At 69.8% G+C, this 18,261-nt stretch carries 21 protein-coding genes; 6 read left to right on the top strand and 15 right to left on the bottom strand.

Annotated features, from left to right (window positions below; all coding sequences use genetic code 11):
• Positions 1-19: 19 nt before the first annotated feature.
• On the bottom strand, positions 20-430 hold the full coding sequence (locus ACO0LU_RS05115) for a DUF4229 domain-containing protein (RefSeq protein ID WP_424790348.1): 411 nt from the start codon (positions 428-430) through the stop codon (positions 20-22).
• Between the two features lie 23 nt (positions 431-453).
• Between ACO0LU_RS05115 and ACO0LU_RS05110 the strand changes: the two genes are divergently transcribed.
• A complete protein-coding gene (locus ACO0LU_RS05110) occupies positions 454-1,125 on the top strand; it encodes a PLDc N-terminal domain-containing protein (protein ID WP_424790347.1) in 672 nt (223 codons plus the stop codon).
• Here ACO0LU_RS05110 and ACO0LU_RS05105 read toward each other — a convergent pair.
• From ACO0LU_RS05105 to ACO0LU_RS05075, 7 genes are read right to left on the bottom strand one after another with little or no spacing between them, the layout of a single operon-like run.
• Entirely contained in the window at positions 1,092-1,319 is a 228-nt protein-coding gene (locus ACO0LU_RS05105) for a DUF2087 domain-containing protein (protein ID WP_424790346.1), read from the bottom strand. The two genes, ACO0LU_RS05110 and ACO0LU_RS05105, sit on opposite strands and share 34 nt — an antisense overlap.
• A 47-nt stretch (positions 1,320-1,366) precedes the next feature.
• A complete protein-coding gene (ccsB, locus tag ACO0LU_RS05100) occupies positions 1,367-2,443 on the bottom strand; it encodes a c-type cytochrome biogenesis protein CcsB (protein WP_424790345.1) in 1,077 nt (358 codons plus the stop codon).
• The gene (resB, locus tag ACO0LU_RS05095; protein WP_424790344.1) at positions 2,443-4,170 is read right to left on the bottom strand and encodes a cytochrome c biogenesis protein ResB; all 1,728 of its coding nucleotides are present in this window, start codon (positions 4,168-4,170) and stop codon (positions 2,443-2,445) included. Before resB ends, ccsB begins: the two co-directional genes overlap by 1 nt.
• Entirely contained in the window at positions 4,170-4,949 is a 780-nt protein-coding gene (locus ACO0LU_RS05090) for a cytochrome c biogenesis CcdA family protein (RefSeq protein WP_424790746.1), read from the bottom strand. Before ACO0LU_RS05090 ends, resB begins: the two co-directional genes overlap by 1 nt.
• Entirely contained in the window at positions 4,949-5,530 is a 582-nt protein-coding gene (locus tag ACO0LU_RS05085) for a TlpA family protein disulfide reductase (protein ID WP_424790343.1), read from the bottom strand. Before ACO0LU_RS05085 ends, ACO0LU_RS05090 begins: the two co-directional genes overlap by 1 nt.
• Positions 5,527-6,171, bottom strand: a complete 645-nt coding sequence (locus tag ACO0LU_RS05080; RefSeq protein WP_424790342.1) for a histidine phosphatase family protein — start codon at positions 6,169-6,171, stop codon at positions 5,527-5,529. Before ACO0LU_RS05080 ends, ACO0LU_RS05085 begins: the two co-directional genes overlap by 4 nt.
• A 49-nt stretch (positions 6,172-6,220) precedes the next feature.
• Entirely contained in the window at positions 6,221-6,742 is a 522-nt protein-coding gene (locus ACO0LU_RS05075; protein ID WP_424790341.1) for a MarR family winged helix-turn-helix transcriptional regulator, read from the bottom strand.
• An 83-nt stretch (positions 6,743-6,825) separates the two neighbouring features.
• On the opposite strand from ACO0LU_RS05075, the gene ACO0LU_RS05070 reads away from it, so the two are divergent.
• Positions 6,826-7,362: a YceI family protein gene (locus tag ACO0LU_RS05070; RefSeq protein WP_424790340.1), complete on the top strand. Its 537-nt coding sequence runs from the start codon at positions 6,826-6,828 to the stop codon at positions 7,360-7,362.
• Between the two features lie 114 nt (positions 7,363-7,476).
• On the opposite strand, the gene ACO0LU_RS05065 is transcribed toward ACO0LU_RS05070, so the two are convergent.
• Complete coding sequence (locus ACO0LU_RS05065; RefSeq protein ID WP_424790339.1) at positions 7,477-7,782, bottom strand: glutaredoxin family protein; 306 nt, start codon at positions 7,780-7,782, stop codon at positions 7,477-7,479.
• Positions 7,783-7,928: 146 nt separating this feature from the next.
• Between ACO0LU_RS05065 and ACO0LU_RS05060 the strand changes: the two genes are divergently transcribed.
• Positions 7,929-8,726 (top strand): HAD family hydrolase, encoded by a 798-nt coding sequence (locus tag ACO0LU_RS05060; protein ID WP_424790338.1) that lies wholly within the window; start codon positions 7,929-7,931, stop codon positions 8,724-8,726.
• Positions 8,727-8,759: 33 nt separating this feature from the next.
• On the opposite strand, the gene ACO0LU_RS05055 is transcribed toward ACO0LU_RS05060, so the two are convergent.
• The 5 genes from ACO0LU_RS05055 to ACO0LU_RS05035 form a co-directional block, all read right to left on the bottom strand.
• A complete protein-coding gene (locus ACO0LU_RS05055) occupies positions 8,760-8,858 on the bottom strand; it encodes a 30S ribosomal protein bS22 (RefSeq protein ID WP_005504750.1) in 99 nt (32 codons plus the stop codon).
• Positions 8,859-8,961: 103 nt separating this feature from the next.
• Entirely contained in the window at positions 8,962-9,174 is a 213-nt protein-coding gene (locus ACO0LU_RS05050) for a helix-turn-helix domain-containing protein (protein WP_424790337.1), read from the bottom strand.
• 180 nt (positions 9,175-9,354) lie between these two features.
• Positions 9,355-10,536, bottom strand: coding sequence for an acetoin utilization protein AcuC (locus ACO0LU_RS05045; protein ID WP_424790336.1), 1,182 nt, complete (start codon positions 10,534-10,536; stop codon positions 9,355-9,357).
• Positions 10,536-11,339: a pyrroline-5-carboxylate reductase gene (proC, locus tag ACO0LU_RS05040; RefSeq protein WP_424790335.1), complete on the bottom strand. Its 804-nt coding sequence runs from the start codon at positions 11,337-11,339 to the stop codon at positions 10,536-10,538. Before proC ends, ACO0LU_RS05045 begins: the two co-directional genes overlap by 1 nt.
• Before the next feature lie 48 nt (positions 11,340-11,387).
• A complete protein-coding gene (locus tag ACO0LU_RS05035; protein ID WP_424790334.1) occupies positions 11,388-12,164 on the bottom strand; it encodes a hypothetical protein in 777 nt (258 codons plus the stop codon).
• Positions 12,165-12,293: 129 nt separating this feature from the next.
• Between ACO0LU_RS05035 and ACO0LU_RS05030 the strand changes: the two genes are divergently transcribed.
• The 3 genes from ACO0LU_RS05030 to disA all read left to right on the top strand — a co-directional run bounded on the left by ACO0LU_RS05030 (position 12,294) and on the right by disA (position 17,062).
• On the top strand, positions 12,294-14,309 hold the full coding sequence (locus tag ACO0LU_RS05030) for a M3 family metallopeptidase (protein WP_424790333.1): 2,016 nt from the start codon (positions 12,294-12,296) through the stop codon (positions 14,307-14,309).
• A 116-nt stretch (positions 14,310-14,425) separates the two neighbouring features.
• Positions 14,426-15,832: a DNA repair protein RadA gene (gene radA / locus ACO0LU_RS05025; RefSeq protein WP_424790332.1), complete on the top strand. Its 1,407-nt coding sequence runs from the start codon at positions 14,426-14,428 to the stop codon at positions 15,830-15,832.
• A gap of 177 nt (positions 15,833-16,009) precedes the next feature.
• Entirely contained in the window at positions 16,010-17,062 is a 1,053-nt protein-coding gene (disA, locus tag ACO0LU_RS05020) for a DNA integrity scanning diadenylate cyclase DisA (RefSeq protein WP_424790745.1), read from the top strand.
• A gap of 53 nt (positions 17,063-17,115) precedes the next feature.
• On the opposite strand, the gene ACO0LU_RS05015 is transcribed toward disA, so the two are convergent.
• Positions 17,116-17,772 (bottom strand): hypothetical protein, encoded by a 657-nt coding sequence (locus ACO0LU_RS05015; RefSeq protein ID WP_424790331.1) that lies wholly within the window; start codon positions 17,770-17,772, stop codon positions 17,116-17,118.
• Positions 17,773-18,261: the final 489 nt, after the last annotated feature.

Here is an 18,261-nt window from a genome sequence, read left to right as displayed (position 1 = left end):
CCCACGCCTCCGAGCACGGTCACACGCGGGGGGAGGCCGGACCGTCGGTGTCGTCCCCGGTAGGGGCACCGCCGTGCTCGCCGGCGCCTCGACCGGTGTGCTCAGCATCCTGCGGGGCGGCATCCGCCTCCGCCTCCTCGCCCTCGACCACGGAGGCGTAGTCCTGCCCCAGGGCGTCGAACTGGGCGTCCTCGTCGTCACCGTCGCGGGCCAACGACTTCTCCAGATTGGTGGGGCGCCCACCGGTGCGCCGTTCCAGATCGTCAGCCGCTGCCTGCCGCGGCCCGGCCAGCAGAACATAGGAGAGCCCGGCACCGATGAGCACCGCGAGGACCACCAACAGCCAACTCCGCACACCCAGCACATAGAGCAGCGCCCCGGCACCCACCACCAGGGCGACGCGGAGCAACGTGTAAGTGAGCAGCGGCATGATTCCCAGCGTAGGCTCTTTGAATGCGTTACGTACTCCTCGGTCTGATCACTATCGGGATGATGACGTACGCCGTCATCGACTCTGTGCGTACCCAGGACAGCCGGATCCGGCTCGGGCTGCCGCACTGGTTCTGGGTGGCCATCATCATCCTGTTGCCCTTTGCCGGTGCCCTGACCTGGCTGATCGTGTCCGCGGTGATGCGGCGCAAGTACGACGACGGTCCCTCCTCGGGCCCGCAACGGCGCCCCCGGGGTCCGCTCGCGCCCGACGATGACCCGGACTTCTTGTTCCGCCTGGAACGCGACCGGCGCCGGGCGCAGCAGCAACGCGACGCTGCGCCTCCCCAGCCCGCGGACACCGGCGCGCCCGACCCGGAGCGGACCGATGAGCCCGGAACGGCCGCCGGCGGGCGCGATCCGGGCGATGTGACGCCCAGCGCCGACCGGCCGGTGTCCTCCGGGGCCGGGGCCGGAGCCGACGACGAACCGTTGTATGTCCCCGAGGAGTTCCAGGTGCCGGACCTGCTCGGCGAGGATCACCCAGCCGGCGGCGGCCATGACCGCCCTGGATCCGGCGATGATCCGGACGACCCCGGTCCGGCCGAGGAGGACGAGACCCCCGAGCGGGACGAGCGGTCCGGGCGCAGGTCGGAGGAGCGTCATCCCGAGGAGGACGAGAACGGGCGCCGCTGAGGCGTCTCACCAGCCTCGGCGCAACTCCGGTTCAACCCGCAGGAATTCCCACGACTCGGGCGTACTCCGAACCGGACGGGGTGCCCGAGAATCTCATGGTCCACCAGGTAGCGATGCAGCGTCGCGGTGTCGTCGGTGAACGCGCGGAGCCGGTCGTTGAGGACGGCTTCGGGCACGACCTCTGGCCTCGGCAACCGAGCCCGGGTGGATGGCGGCGGCGCACCGGCCTGGACGGTGTGCCTCAGATGCCGGAGTAGGAGTGCAGGGAGTTGATGAAGATGTTCACGCCGTAGTAGTTGAACATCAGCGCCGCGAACCCGGCCAGGGAGAAGTAGGCGAACGTCTTCTTGTCCCAGCCGGTGGTCAGGCGCACGTGGCAGTAGGCGGCGTAGATCAGCCAGACCACCAGCGTGACCACTTCCTTGGGGTCCCAGTTCCAGGCACGGCCCCAGGCGTACTCAGCCCAGATCGACCCGGTGATCAGCACGAAGGTCCATCCCACCAACGCCACCGCGTTGAGCCGGTAGGACAGCCGCTCCAGGGACTGAGCGGACGGGAAGGCATCGAGCAACCGGGAGAAGAACGTGTCCCGCGCCGGGGCCATCGCCGGCTCCTGGACGTCCAGGTCCACCGCCACGGCGCCATCCTGGGATTGCGCCTCGACCTCCGTCCGGTTGGGTGCCGACGCCGCCACCAGTGTGTCACCGGCTGCCTCATCCGCGACGCCCGCACCACCGGAACCGGACTCGGGACCGGGGCCGTCCGGATCCGCCGTCCGGTCCGCGGCTGCCGTGCGCTGCACCTCGTCGCGACCGCGCACCAACTGCAGCACCGACAACGCCGCGGCGACGCAGAACAGCCCGGTCGCCAGCGTGGCGACCGAGACGTGGACCACGAGCCAGTAGGACTGCAGTGCCGGCTGCACGCCCTCGGCCCCCACGTACAGCAACAGGATCGCCACGAACAGCCCGGTCACGTTGACCAGGCTGATCAGCACCCCGAGGTAACGGATGTCGGTGAACCGGTTGACGACCAGGAACACCGCCATGGTGAACATGGTGGACATCAGCGTGAACTCGTACATGTTCGCCCACGGGACTCGCTCGGCGGCGACCCCGCGCAGCAGCACGGCCAGCAGATGGAAGGCCAGGCCCATCCAACTGGTGCTCATCGCGATACCGGCCGCGCGCCGGGAACGGTTCGGATCGGCATCCCTGCCGAAGCCGGACAGGTCGATGGCGAAGGACACCATGGCCACGACATAACTGACGATGGTGCCGTAGACCAGCAGCGTGCTGAGGGTCTCCAGGTCGTACATCACTTCTCCTTCGAGCCCGGGTCGGGCAGCACGTCCAGGATGCGATCCAGTTCGGAGCGCAACCCTGGATCGTCGTGACGGGCCAGCGCGGCAGCGTGCACCACACTAGTCCCGTCGGAGCCGGGAACCACACGCACCCAGACCCGCCGCCGGGGCAGGAACAAGGAGGCGATCAGGCCGCCGAAGGCCAATGTGGCGAACAGGCCCTGCCAGATCGGTGCGGGATCGTATCGCAGATCCAGTGCCACGAACCGCGGTAACTCGTTGAAGGTCAGCGTGCCGTGCCCATCGGGCAGGTCCACACTCTCTCCGGGACGCAGTTCCAACTGCACCGGGCGCTCCTGGCCGTCCTCCCCGGTGGTGGTGGCCTGGTCCAGGCCGGTGGTGTCGAGAACGAACTGGCTGCGCGGGAAGCCCTCGTCCAGGCCCAGGTCACCCACGTACATCTGCAGGATCATCACCGGGTCCAGCGGCTGGGGGTACGCCGAGCCCAGGTAGGTCCCGTCCTCCCCCTCCAGTGCGGTGGGCAGCAGGGAGCCGTTGAAGGCCAACTGCGTCTGTCCCTCATTGGCATCCGGCACCATCACCACGCCGGTGGAGGTATATCCGAGGTCATTGTCGGCCGGCAGGAACGGCACCGGGCCGTCGTGCGCGATCTCGCCGGCTGCGTCGGTGATGGTCAGGTCCGGCGCGAAACCGTTGCCCATCAGGTACACCCGGGATCCGGACACCCCAAGGGGGTGGTTCACCCTGATCGCCTCGTCGCTGGTGGTCCCATCGGTCTGCATCAAGGTCACGTGGGCGGTGAAGTCACGGGGCTGGGCGTCGGCGGTGAAATCCGGTACGAACTCATCCAGCCGGATCCGGTAGGGGTCCACCGCGTCCGCATCGAACAGCGCTCCGGACTCGAACGAGTCGTAGTCCAGGGCGGAGTTGACGAACGTGGTGCCCTCGATGACCATGGCCTGCCCGCGGTAATGCACCAGTTCGCCCCATGCGGTCACCACCAACAGCCCCACCAGGGCCAGGTGGAAGACGATGTTGCCGGTCTCCTTGCCGTAGCCACGCTCGGCGGAGATGGTGTGCACCACCTCCCCGGCACTGCCCGCCCCCCGCCCCTCCTCGGTGGCCGCCGTGGTGCGGTACCTCCACCCGAACGAGGTGTGCAGGCGTTGGGCCACCTTGGCGGCGGGGCCTCGCACCGGACGCTCGGAGCGCACCGGGAACCGGGTGAATCGGGAGGGAACCCGGGTGGGCTGGGCCCGCAGGCCCCGTACGTGGGTGATCGTACGCGGCACGATGCACCCGATCAGGGAGGTGAACAGCAACAGGTAGACGGCGGAGAACCACGGGGAGGAGAACACGTCGAACATGTACGCCCGGTCCAGCCAGGGCGCCATGGTGGGGTTGTCCTCGTAGTACTGGGCCACCAGGTGCGGGTTCACCCTGCGCTGAGGAAAGAACGCCCCCGGCATCGCGACCACGGACAGCAGCAGGAGCAGCAGCAGCGCCACCCGCATGCTCGTCAGTTGGCGCCACATCCAGCGCGCCCACCCGCGCACGCCCAGCCCCTTGGCCGGGCCCGAGGACGACGCAACGCCCCTGTTGCCCGACGCGCTCACTGCCGCAGCGGGCTGTTTCCGGCCCGCTGTGCCTCCGGGACCGGCAGCAGTGCCGCCGTCGTCCTCCTGCGCTCCGCGCAACCCCTCGGGGGTGTACCGAGCCATCAGATGATGGTCTCGAAGTTGGCGATGTAGCCCTGCATCCACTGGGTGAGGGCACCCCACAGGCCGGTGACCAGGGCCAGACCGATCAGCACGAGCATCACCCCGCCGATCCGCATGATGACCACCCGGTGGCGGCGCAGGAAGCCCATCATGCGCTCGGAGGACTTCAGCCCCATGGCCACCATGATGAACGGCACCCCCAGACCCAGGCAGTAGGCGATCACCAACGCCAGTGCCCGGCCCGGGGCAGCGGCCTCGTGCGCCAGGGCGAGAACAGCAGCCAGGGTCGGGCCGATGCACGGGGTCCAGCCCAAGCCGAACACCACGCCCAACACCGGTGCGCCGAACACCCCGGCCTTCGGGTTGACCTGCAGGCGGCGCTGGCGCTGTAGGAACGGGATCCGCCCGATGAAGGCCAGTCCGAGCACCACGACCAGCACGCCGAGCAGCCGGGTGATCAGGTCCTGCCACCTCACCAGGAACAACCCGGCGGTACTGAGCGCCATGGTCAGTAGCACGAACACCGCAGTGAAGCCCAGGATGAACAACCCCACGCCCGCGACCAGTCGTAGCCGCGATCCGCGTGCGGCACCCTTGCCACCGGCGTCGGCCCCGCTCATGGCGGAGATGTAGCCGAGGTAGCCGGGCACCAGGGGCAGCACGCACGGAGAGGCGAACGAGATGAACCCCGCCAGCAGTGCGATCGGCAACGCAGCCAGCATCGGGCCGCTGTAGATGGCCTGGGCGAAATTCTCGCCCACCTGCTCCAGCCAGCCCATCACTCGGCGAGGGTCTCATCGATCAAGGTGGACAGCATGCTCCGCTCGGCCAGTCCCAGGATCCGCGCGGCGACTCGTCCCTCCGTGTCCAGCACCACGGTCGTTGGCATCGCGCGCAACGGGACCACTCCTTGGAAAGCCGCCACCCCGGCGGACTCGCGATCGTGCAACGAGGGGTAGGGGATGCCGAAACGGCGTTCGAAGGCCTGTGCCGTGCCCGGAGCGTCGGTGTGGTTGACCCCCAGGAACTGCACGCCATCGGGCACATACTGCTCCGACAGCGCCGCCAGGTCCGGGGCCTCCTTACGGCACGGCGGACAGTTGGCGTACCAGAAGTTGACCACCACCACCTGGCCGTGCAGATCGGCCAGGTCGATGTCCTCCCCGCCATAGGAGACTCCGGCCAGTTCGACCGCCTCACCCCGCTCGCTCGGCGCCCACGTCTCCACGCTGCCATCCCCGGAGACGTATCCGGACCCCGGCACGTCCGCGGTGGCGTCAGCGCCGTCGGCCCCTGCGCAGCCGGCCAACAGCGCCAACGCGGCAAGGGCCGCCACGGCGGCCTGGACGGTCCTGCTCATGCGCCCACGCTCGCCGAGGCGGGGTCGAGCAGGTCGGCAGCCGGCTCGGTATACGTCAGGTCCACCAGGGTGGCGCCGTCGAAGGTGAGGCTGGTCAGGGAGGCCAGCGCGCACTCGCGCCTGCGCGGGTCGTGATACTTAGGCCGTCCCTCCAACTCAAGGCGGGTCAGCCAGATGGGGAGCTGGTGCGCGGTAATGACCGCCTCATGACCGACGGCCGCGCTGCGTGCCTGGCGGATCGCGGCGAACATCCGGCGGACCTGGGAGGTGTAGGGCTCGCCCCAGGAAGGCCGGAACGGATTGAGCAGGAACGGCCAGTGCACCGGCTTGAGCAGTTCGCGAGGGTTGGAGCTCAGCGCCAGCCCCTCGAAGTGGTTACGCGCCTCGATCACGCGCGTATCGGTGTGGATGCCCAGGTCGTAGGCCCGGGCCAGCGGCGTCGCGGTCTGCTGGGCCCGCAACAGCGGTGAGGCCACCACGTGGGTGACGTTGGCCCCCCGGTCGGTGAAGGTCTGTGCGATCCGCTCGGCCATCGCCTCTCCGCGTTCGGACAGGTGGTAGCCGGGGGCACGGCCGTAGAGGACCCCGGCAGGATTGTAAACCTCACCATGACGCAGGAGATGGACGACGGTTCGACGCATGGCACCAGTCTCGCAAACTTCCACCGCCTTCCGCGCCAGCGGTGCCGGCTCAGCCCCGGGCGACCCCTTCGGCCGGTCCCGCCAGGGCCGGCTGGGGCTGCGTCGTCGTCGACTCCTGGATCACCGCGGCGATCCGGGTGAAGGCAGCGCCGAGTGCGTCCAGCTGGTCGTCGTCGAGCACATCGACCAGACGCCGCCGGACCGAAGCGACGTGGGTGGGTGCTGCTGCGGCCAGCCGCTCGAACCCGGCGTCGGTCAGCACGCACTGCACCCCCCGCCCGTCGCCGTCCGCCTTGCACCGGCTGACCAGGCCCTTGGCCTCCATCCGGCCCACCGTGTGGGTCAGGCGCGAGCGGGAGTGGACAAGCTGATCGGCCAGCGTGGACATCCGCAGCCGGCGATCCGGGACCTCCGACAGGCGCACCATCACCTCGTACTCATGCAGGCTCAGCCCCTCGGCCGCCACCAGGTCACGGTCGAGGTGATCGGTGACCAAGGCCATACCGCGTTGGATCGCGCGCCACTGCTGCTGCTGATGCGGGGACAGCCAGCGGGTTCCGGTCTCGTTCATGGGCACCATCTTGACACAGCGATAGTTCCATGTTCAACTACATACTTGAACGTTGAACTACCTACCACTCAAGGAGTCACTGCATGTCCACCCTCACCCCCGGTACCTACGAGATCGATGCCGCCCACTCCAACCTGGGCTTCTCGGTCCGCCACGCCGGCATCGCCAAGGTGCGCGGTTCGATGGCCGTCTTCTCCGGCTCGCTGACCGTCGGCGATCCGATCACCGAGTCCTCGGCGAGCGTGCAGATCGACGCAGCCAGCGTGGACACCGGCAACGAGCAGCGAGACCAGCACCTGACCAGCCCTGACTTCTGGAACGCCGAGCAGAACCCGACCTGGAACTTCACCTCCACCTCGGTCAGCGGCACCGCCGGCGACCTGGAGGTCTCCGGCGACCTGACCATCAATGGCGTCACGAAGCCGGTCACCCTGAACGCCGCACTCGACGGCGTGGGCACCGGCCCGGGGCAGGAGACCCGTGCCGCGTTCTCCGGGACCACCTCGATCTCCCGCAAGGACTTCGAGCTGACCTGGAACGTGGCCCTCGAGGGCGGCGGCGTCCTGGTGGGCGACAAGGTCGCCATCGAGTTGGAGGTCGTGGGCATCCTGCAGGGCTGACACCGGCACTGCCGGCAGCATCGCTGCCCAGACCGACGGCGAGCGCCCGGGCCGCGCCCGGGCGCTCGCTCGCTCTCTCGCCTGCCCGCCCGTCATGGGCACGGCAGGCCGCCGCTACTGCTGCCGGCGACGGCGCAGCAGTTCGCGAAGCCCACGCCGCCCGGGCGCGCCCGCTCCCTGCAGGGCCGCCCGAAGCCGGTCCGGGTCGATCTGCCAGTAGTCCACCTGAACCCCATCGACCAGCACCACCGGCACGAGTTCGCCGTACCGGCGCTGCCGTGCAGGGTCCTCGTCGACATCCACCTCGACCCAGTCCACGGCCGCCGGCTCACAGACCGAGCGCACCACCCGACGCGCCTGCTCACACAGGTGGCACTGCTCCCGCACCACCAGTTCGACCCGCACCGTCGACTCATCCACGCATCCACGATACCGGCCCGCGCCGGTACCCTTCCGGCCGGCGCGCACCGGGACCGGCTGCGTCGGCGCGCCCCGCAGGGTCCGGAAATCTCCGCGGCTCCGGGCCGGTTCGTGCCGAACGCGGCGGGCATGGTTAGGGTGGGCCCGTGAGATCCGGGTCCGCAGCGTTCTTCGACGTCGACAACACGATCGTCCGGGGCGCGTCCTCCTACCACCTGGCCAGAGAACTGCATCGCCGGGGCATGTTCCGGCGCCGTGACATCGTCTTCTTCGCCGCGCACGCCTTCTACTACTTCCTGTTCGGGGAGAACAAGAAGCACATCGCCAGGGTCCGGGCCCGCGCGCTGGCCACCATCGAGGGGCACTCGGTGGCCGAGATGCTCGCGGTGGCCGAAGAACTCTACGAACAGGTCCTGACCCACCGCATCTTCCCGGGCGCCCGGGACCTGCTCAACGATCACCTGGCGCAGGGCGACCAGGTCTGGATCGTCACCGCCGCACCCCGAGAGGTGGGCGAACTGGTGGCCAGGCGGCTGAACCTGACCGGGGTGCTGGGAACGGTGGCCGAGGAGCGGGACGGGGTCTACACCGGACGACTGGTGGGGGACATGATGCACGGGCAGCACAAGGCCGCCGCAGTACGCGAGATCGCCGAACGAGAGGGGCTGGACCTGGCCGAGTGCGCCGCCTACGGCGACTCCAGCCACGACATCCCGATGCTGCGCACCGTGGGTGAGCCGTGCGCGATCAATCCCGACCCACGGCTGCGACTGTTCGCCGCCGATATCGGCTGGCCGGTACGGGACTTCCGCCGGCGGCGCCGCAACGTGCGAAGTGGGCTACGCACCGCGGGCCAGGCCGGTGCCGTCTGGGCCGTGGCCACCGGTCTGCGCGCCCTGAGCAGGGCACTGCTGCGCCGGCTCGTGGGCCACCGCCAGGGCTGAGGGACCGCACCGGGGCGGGCCCCCAGTCGGTGGCTACTTCTTGTTGCGGCGCTGGTGGCGCGTCTTGCGGAGCAGTTTGCGGTGCTTCTTCTTCGACATCCGCTTGCGACGCTTCTTGATTACCGAGCCCACGGGACCTCACACAGTTGGAACAGACAGAAACAGGATCAAAGCGCACCACCCCTGCGTCAGCCGCAGCGGCGGTGGGTACTGCGGAGGTAGTCTACGCGCTCGATCAGCGACCGGACGCCGATGCCGATCCGGGCCGGTCCAGGCCCTCGGACAGCATCTCCTCGACCGCGGCCTGGGGTACCCGGTAGGACTTGCCCACCCGGACCGCCGGCAACTCACCGGAGTGCACCATCCGGTACACGGTCATCCGGGAGACCCGAGCCATGTCGGCGACCTCGGCCACCGTCAGGAACTTCGGTGCCTGGGCATCTGCCATCGGCTGTTCCTTCCGGTTCGGGCCCGCCATGGGGTCGGGTATCGAGGCATCCGTCATCGTTGTCGCGGTGCCGGACAGTTCAGCATCCTATGGGAGAACGGCCTGGGAAGGAAGTGGACGGTGTGACGATCGAGATCCCGGTTGCTCCGATCCCGTGCTACCTGCGACTCCGTCCGGTGTTCACCAGGCGGTCAGCGGGTCCAGCCCCAGTGACGGGAACGCGCTGCGGCGGGTGGCCATGATGGCCCGGTCCACCGAGTCGGCAGGGTCGTATCCATCCACCCAGGAGCGGATGCCGGTGTCCATGCCCTCCCCCATCGTCTCCGGTGCGGGGCCCAGCCCCAGTTCAGCGACCAGGTCCCGCCAGGCCTGCGGCGTGGGTGTATCGGCGCGAATGTCCACCCCGGCCGCCGCAGCCACCACCCGGGCCCACACCCGCGGCACCGTGGCGGCCACGTCGTATCCGCCACCGCCGGTGGCCACCCACCGGTCCTGGGCGTGCTCAGCAGCCACCTGCGCGATCATCTGCGCGGCCGCAACCTGGGCGTCGACGGAGACGTCCATCTGCGTCAGCGGGTCGTGCCGGTGGGCATCGGCCCCGTGCTGACTGACGATCACCTGGGGCCCGAACTCCTTGGCCACGGGTACCAGTACCGCCTCCACGGCCCGCAACCACGGCTTGTCATCGACCCCTGGTGGCAATGCCACGTTCACGGCATGCCCCTGCGCGTTCGGCCCACCGATGTCCTGGGCGAAGCCGGTGCCGGGAAAGATCGTCTCCCCGTTCTGGTGCACCGAGACGGTCACCACGCGCGGTTCATCCCAGAACGCCGCCTCCACCCCGTCGCCGTGATGGGCATCGACGTCGACGTACAGCACCCGCTCGGCGCCATGGTCCAGGAGCCAGCGGATCGCGATCGCCACATCGTTGTAGATGCAGAAGCCTCCGGCCCGCCCCGCCATGGCGTGGTGCAACCCGCCGGCGATGTTCACCGCGTGCGGCACCTGCCCGGTCCACACCGCGCGCGCTGCCGCCACCGAGGCCCCGGCGATCAGGGCCGAGGAATCATGCATCGCCTCGAACAGCGGGTTGTCCATGGTGCCCAGGCCGCGCTGCTCATCCGGTGTGCCCCGACCGCCCCGGCGCACCGCCTGGATGTACCCGGGCTCGTGCACGGTGCCCAGCATCGCGTCGTCGGCCGCAGTCGCCTCGATCAGGTGCACCTGCGGGCTCTGCAGCAGGCCCAGGTGCTCCAGCAGCGCGAATGCCAGCCGGGTGCGAACCGGCGCCATCGGATGGCCCGGGCCGAAGTTGTAGGTCAGCAGCTCCGGACTCCAGGGCAGTTGCACCCGGGCGGTCATCAGCCCTGCCCCAGTTCCCCGGCCCGCTCCCACGCACGCTGCGCTGCGGCCACCACCGCGGCCCGCACCGCGCGGTCGTCGAGTTCGGCCAGGGCGGCCATGGTGGTGCCACCCGGCGAGGAGACGCGCTCGCGGAGCACCACCGGGTGGTCCGCCGATTCCGCGGCCATCGCACCGGCACCGGCCACCGTGCGCCGGGCCAGTTCCAGCGCCAGGTCCCTGCTCAGCCCGCCCAGCACCGCAGCCTCGGCCAGGGCATCGATCAGGTAGAACACGTAGGCCGGACCGGAGCCGCTGATCGCGGTGACCACATCCTGGTAGTTCTCGGCCACGCTGGTGACGAAGCCGGTGCCGGCCATCAGGTCGCGCACCAGCCCAAGGTGCTCCTCGGTGGCATGCGGGCCCGGGCTGAGGACGCTGACACCCTGCCCGATCAGGGCCGGGGTATTGGGCATCACGCGCACCGTGACGGTGCCCTCGGGAAGGTGTTCGGCCATCCTTGCGGTACTCACTCCGGCGGCGATGCTGACCACCACCGTGCTGTCGGTGAGCACCGGGCCGAGTTCGGCGAGCACGCCGGACACGTCGTGTGGTTTGACGGCCACGATCACGACCTCTGCGCCTTCCCCGGCGGCTCCGACCGTTTCGGCCCACATCACCTTGTGTTCCTGCGCCACCTTCCGGCCGGCCTCGGTTCGCACGTCATGCACGCGCACCTGCTCGGCACCGGTGTGCTCGACCACCGAACGCAGCACCGCCTGCCCCATCACCCCGGTGCCGATCAAGGCCACCTTGCCACTCATGGTTCCTCCGTCTTCATGCTGTCCCACCGCCCGGATCGCCGGAGGTGATCAGAAGGGATAGTTGTCGTAGAACTGGGCCAGCCGTCCCGCGTCACCCGTGGCCACGAACACCACCGTGCCGTTGCTCCACACTGCCATTCCCGGCCCCAGCGGTTCCGGCGTGGCGACCGGTTCGGAGTCGTCGTCGGCCGGCGTGGACGGCTCGGCGGGCTGCTGCTCCCCGGCGAGCACCCCGATCTCGTAGCGGCCCACCGACTCCCCCTGCACCGCCACGTCCCCGCTGCGCCGGCCCTCGCCGTCGGACAGTCCGTCCGGTCCGGAGGCCACGTCCTCAGCGTGGGCGGCGGCCTCATCGGCGCTGTCCCACTGCAGCACGTGTACCTCGATGTCCGAGCCGGGCGCACTGTAGGTGAGGAACCAGCCCTCCAGAGCCTCGTGCTCGACAAAGGCATCCTGATCGGCCGCCAGTTCGGTGAGGACGTGGTCCAGCACCGTGGTGGGCAACGCCTGCACCAGCTGGCTGTCCTCGCTGACCTCGATCGGGTCCCCGGCCGGGGTCGGCGTCGGCAGGGTGGTGGTGACCGGGTCCGGAACCTCCGGCTCGGCCTGACTCTGGCGCTGGTTCTGGATCAGCAGCACGGTCACGATCGCCGCCACCACGACCAGGGCCACGATCACGACGATCAACAGCACCCGGCCCCGGCCCGGCTTCTGCACCCGACCGCCGGCCGTGGTGCCGCCAGTCCCCGCTCCGGTGGTGCCGGAGTGCGCAGCCTCACCTGCGCCGCCTGCGGGTTCGGGAGAATCAACGTGTCGGCCGGACATGACAGCCAGAGTACGCACCCGCACGGCGCAGGTGCGCCCCAACAGCGCACCCACCCCGTTGCCGCGCGCCGCAGCCGGATCCGCGCAGCACCATCGGGGCATCCTCCCGGGCAACTACGCTCGGTCGGTGTGACGACGTCGAACTCCCTGACCCTGCCCACCGATGCCGACGCGCCCTCCTGGCTGCAGGACCGCGCCACGCACGACCTGGCCCGCGCGCGAGGCCTGGTCGGTGACCTCAAGGCCACCTCCGGCCTCGATGCCACCGAGGTGATGCGCAGGTGGAACGAGGTCGAACGGACCATCTCGACCCTGGCCTCGATCGCCTCGGTGTTCAGTGAGATGCACACCTCCGAACGGGCCCGCACCAAAGGGGACGACACCCTGCAGGACGTGGAGCGCCTCACCACCGAACTGGAACTGGACACCGACCTGTTCGCCGTCTTCGAGGGCCTCGACCCCTCCGGCCTGGACCAGTTGGCTGCGCGGCTGCACGCGAAGGTGCTGCAGGACTTCCGCCGGGCTGGCGTGGACCGGGACGAAGCCACCCGGCAGCGCCTGCGGGAGATCTCCGAGCGCCTGGTGGTGATCAGCCAGGACCTCAGCAGGAACATCCGCCAGGACGTGCGCTCCATCCGGCTCAGCCCCGACCGCCTGGCCGGCCTGCCGCAGGACTGGCTCGATACCCACCCCGCCGGAACGGACGGGCTGGTGCAGGTCACCACCGACTACCCCGACATCATCCCGTTCGCCACCTTCGCCCACGACGCCGGCGCCCGGCGGGAACTGCGGATCGAGTTCCTGAACCGGGGCTGGCCGGTCAACGATGGGCTGCTGCAGGAAATGTTCGCCCTGCGCGCCGAGTACGCCCGCCTGGTGGGCTACGCCAACTGGGCCGACTACGACGCCGAGGTGAAGATGATCGGCTCCGGCACGGCGATCAAGGAGTTCATCGACTCCATCGCGGCTGCGGCCACCGAGTCCGGCGAACGGGACCGAGAAGTGCTGCTGGACCGGTTGCGCCAGGACCGGCCGGAGGCCACCACGATCGATGCGGCTGACCTGACCTACTACACCGAACTGGTCCGCAAGGAACGCTTCGGGGTGGACTCGGGGCAGGTGCGCACGTACTTCGACTTCACGCGCGTACGCCAGGGGCTGCTGGAGGTCACCGGCCGCTTGTTCGGTCTCGTCTACCGGCCGGTCCAGGTGCCGGTCTGGCACGAGGACGTGGCGGTGTACGACGTCTACCTGCGGCAGGACGCTGCCGGCGGGAGTCCCGACGACGGCGGCACCGGACGTGCCGACGACGGTGCCTCGGCGGGCGGGCAGCAAGGCCGTCCGGGCGAAGAGACACCCTGGCAGTCGTTGGGCCGGATCTACCTGGACCTGCACCCCCGGGAGGGAAAGTTCAAGCACGCCGCCCAGTTCGATCTGGTGCCGGGCGTGTCCGGGGTGCAGCTGCCCGAGGGGGTGCTCGCCTGCAACTTCTCCCGCGGTTTGATGGAGCACGACGACGTGGTGACCCTCTTCCACGAGTTCGGCCACCTGCTGCACCACGTCCTCGCCGGGCGCGGTGAGTGGGTGCGATTCTCCGGGGTGGCCACCGAGTGGGACTTCGTGGAGGCCCCCAGTCAGATGCTCGAGGAATGGGCCTGGGATGCCGAGGTGCTCGCCACCTTCGCGGTGAACGCCGAGGGTGATCCCATCCCAGCGGACCTGGTGGCCAGGATGCGCCGGGCCGATGACTTCGGCAAGGGCTTCGACGCGCGCACGCAGATGTTCTACGCGGCGATGTCCTACGACTTCCACGTCAACCAGGTGGAGGACCTGACCGCCCGGACCGCGCAGCTGCAGGAGCAGTACTCGTTGTTCCCCTACATCCCCGGGACCCACATGGCCGCGGCGTTCGGGCACCTGGACGGGTACTCCTCCGGTTACTACACCTACATGTGGTCGCTGGTGATCGCCAAGGACCTGTTCTCGGCGTTCGAGCGGGAGGACATGTTCGCCCCTGAGATCGCCCATCGGTACCGGGAGACGGTGCTGGTGCCAGGCGGCAGCAGGGACGCGGCGGATCTGGTGGCCGACTTCCTCGGCCGGCCCTACTCCTTCGACGCCTTCGCCGCCTGGCTGGCGCACTAGCACCGCCGTCGGGCGGTGCGCCTGGGGCCGGGGTCGGGCACCCGGCGATACGGCGGTTGCGCCGACGCCATCGGCGGGCCCACAGGCTCGGGGCGCGAGCCCGGGTGTCGGAGCCGATGGGTAGAGTTCCGGGCATGCCTCCTGCGACAAGAGCCGCCTTCCGTTGCAGCGAGTGCGGTTGGACGACCAGCAAGTGGGTCGGGCGATGCGGGGAGTGCCAAGCCTGGGGCACCGTGATCGAGGCCGGGGCCGAACAGGGTGGCCCCCGTACCAAAGCGGCAGCCAGCGTGCGCACCCCAGCGCTGCCGATCGAGCAGGTGGACTCCCAACGTGCCCGGTTCCGCTCGACCGGCGTCAGTGAGTTCGACCGGGTGCTCGGCGGTGGGCTGGTTCCCGGAGCGGTGGTGCTGCTGGCCGGGGAGCCCGGTGTGGGCAAGTCCACCCTGGTCCTCGATACCGCCGCCCGAACCGCCCATGCGGGCGCCACGGTGCTCTACATCACCGGGGAGGAGTCGGCCAGCCAGGTGCGGTTACGCGCCGAACGCATCGGCGCCCTGGAACCGTCACTGCTGCTGGCCGCCGAGACCGACCTCGGTTCGGTGCTGGCCCACATCGGTAAGACCACCCCCGACCTGGTGATCGTGGACTCGGTCCAGACGATCTCCTCGGCCCAGGTGGAGTCCAGCGCCGGCTCGGTGACCCAGGTTCGCGAGGTGGCCTCCGCCCTGATCGCTGTGGCCAAACGTGCCGCGGTGCCGGTGGTCCTCGTCGGACACGTGACCAAGGACGGCTCGATCGCCGGACCCCGCGTGCTGGAGCATCTGGTGGACGTGGTCTGCCAGTTCGAGGGAGACAAGCACGCCCAACTGCGGATGGTGCGGGCGCTGAAGAATCGGTACGGGCCCACCGATGAGGTCGGGTGCTTCACCCTGACCGAGTCCGGCATCCACTCCTTGCCCGATCCCAGCGGGTTGTTCCTCTCCGGGGCCCGCCAGCCGGTGCCGGGTACGTGCGTGACCGTGACCCTGGACGGGCGGCGCCCGATGCCGATCGAGATCCAGGCCCTGGTCGCCCCCACACCCAACCCGCACGCCCGGCGGACCACCTCCGGCGTGGACTCCTCCCGGCTCGCGATGACCCTGGCGGTGCTGCAGGCACGGTGCGGGCTGGTCACCACCAACACCGATGTGTACGTGTCCACCGTGGGGGGCTCCCGCGCGGTGGAGCCGGCCGCGGACCTGGCCATCGCGCTGGCAGTCTCCAGCGCCGTGCAGGAGATGCCCACCACCGCCGGCATGATCGCCGTGGGCGAGGTGGGCCTGGCCGGTGAACTGCGCGCAGCGACCGGCACCGAGCGGCGCCTGGGCGAGGCGCACCGACTCGGCTTCCACACCGCGATCGTGCCCCGCCCCCGTCCGGGGTCCGAACCGGTGCGAGGGCCGGCCGGGATGCAGGTGTTGCAGGCACCTGACCTTGCCGAGGCGATCGAGTTGGCCCGCCCGCGTCCGCGCCCGGTGCGCTGAACGCCCTGTCCACGCCCTGAGCACCGGCACCACCGGCGCCATCGCGACCGTGGTCAGCCTCTAGACTGTGCTGCACCGCGCCAGCCGCGGTACGGCGGTGCGACAACGTGGCGTCGCCGTCGATATCAGCCGATCTGCGAGAGGTGCTACGTGGCCGGTACGGCACTGCCCGCGCTGATGCGCGAGACCCTGCGCGCGGTCGCCCCGGGCACGGAACTACGGGACGGGTTGGAGCGGGTGCTGCGTGGACGCACCGGAGCCCTGATCGTCTTCGGCTACGACGACGTGGTCGCCGGGATGTGTTCGGGTGGGTTCGAACTCGATGTGCCCTTCTCCTCCACCCGGTTACGCGAACTGGCCAAGATGGACGGCGCGATCGTGGTGGACCAGCACGCCGGACGGATCCTGCGCGCGGCCGTGCAGTTGCTGCCCGACTCCACCATCGAGACCACCGAGTCCGGAACCCGGCACCGCACCGCCGAACGCGCGGCCAAGCAGACCGGGTTCCCGGTGATCTCGGTCTCGCAGTCGATGCACATCGTGGCCGTGTACGTGGGCGATCAACGCTACGTCCTGGAGGACTCCGACGTCATCCTGTCCCGGGCGAACCAGGCCCTGGCCACGCTCGAGCGGTACAAGGCCCGGCTCGATGAGGTCTCCGGGACTCTCTCGGCCCTGGAGATCGAGGACCTGGTCACCGTCCGCGACGTGGCCGCGGTGGTGCAACGGCTGGAGATGGTCCGCCGGATCTCGGCGGAGATCTCCGACTACGTGGTGGAACTCGGCACCAACGGGCGCCTGCTGGCACTGCAGTTCGACGAACTGATCTCCGGCGTGGGTCCGGACCTGGAACTTGTGGTGCGCGATTACCTGGACGAGCGCAGTGCCCGCAGTCTCGACGATGTGCTGGATGACCTGACCGGCCTGGACTCCACCGAGTTGATCGACCTGGTTCAGATCTCGCGGGTGCTCGGCCTGGGCGGGCGCAAGGGCGAGTCGCTGGATTCGGCGATCGCCCCGCGCGGGCACCGGATGCTGACCCGCGTGCCGCGGTTGCCCCCCTCGGTGATCGAGGCCCTGGTTCGCCACTTCGGATCGCTGCAGCGGATGCTCTCGGCCACGATCGATGACCTCGAGGTGGTCGAGGGTGTGGGGTCGCAACGGGCCCGGAGCGTTCGTGAGGGGTTGTCCCGCCAGGCCGAGTCCTCCCTGCTGGAGCGATTCGTCTGACCCGGGCTCATCTGACCCGGGCTCATCCGGCGCGGGTCAGCCGGAGCGGCCGGTCAGGTCAGTTCCAGGACTGCCCCGGTCCGCGCGGGGCCATCGCTGCCGGACACCGACACACTGATCCGGTAGGTGCCTGCCTGCGCCGCGGCATCGGAGCCGCACCGCTGCCCGTTCCAGGTCACCGTGTGCCCCACGCGGGCATCGATGTCCAACAGCAGGTCCCGGGTGCCCTCCCCGCGGGGACACTCGGCGGTGGTCCAGATCTCGTCATCACCGGAGGTGACGTCGATCTGCATCGCGTGGTGACCCAGGTCCACCAGGCACGGCACCGGACCGGTGTTGGCCACCGACACCGCGATCGGTAACGCATCCCCGGCCGGGTGACGCGACCCACCCACGTCCAGTTCCACGCTGATGGCATCGCTGCGGCACTGGACCGGGTTGGCCAGGGCGTCCTCGTCCGGATCCTCGGTGTCGCTGTTGGCGGGGGCCGGTCCGCTACCGGCTTCGGTGCCGCCGGTCTCGCCGTCGTCGCCGTCGTCGCCGGCACCACCGGCGTCGCCGGCGTCACTGGCTTCGTCCTCGCGCTCGCCCGTGCCGCCGTCGGCCACGGGTTGCTCCTGGGCGGCTTCGCTCCGGCCGTCCATGAAGGACGCCCACGCCTCGCGGCCCACCGTGAACCACACCACGGCGGCCACGATCAACCCGAGCACGGCAAGTAATACATAGAACCGCCAACGATTCGGGTTGCGCCCGCGACCGCTCGCCCGTCCCGGTCCACGGCGTTGACTCGGACCGGTGCGTGAGGACGTCGGACGCCGCGAGCCGGGGCCGGCGCGCTGACGTTTCGTCGCGCTGCCGGTCCCGGATGCGGGTCGTCTGCTGCGGGCCATCGGCGATCATGCTAAGCCGGGCCGTCACCACCCGGGCGGAGCCGCAGCGGCGTGGGCTCAGACCAGGATCGCCCAGAGGATGACCAGCACCACGATCACCACGATCACGCCGACCACCGCGCCGAGGATGCTGCCACCGCGGCGGCGTCGGTACCCATGCTGATGTCCGTAACCGCGGTGGTCGTGCGAACGGCCGTAGGAGCGCCTGCGCCGGGCCGCGGACCGGCCGAAGGACGCACTGCTGGAACTGCGCCTGGCGGCACTGCGGCCACGCGAGCCGGCGCCGCCCGGGCCCCCGCCGCTACTCCT

This window comes from Pseudactinotalea sp. Z1748 (assembly GCF_049725185.1).
In the GTDB taxonomy this organism is placed as follows: Bacteria; Actinomycetota; Actinomycetes; order Actinomycetales; family Beutenbergiaceae; genus CALKWS01.
The sequence above is the reverse complement of the archived record's forward strand: the minus strand, read 5'-3'. Positions and strand labels throughout refer to the sequence as shown.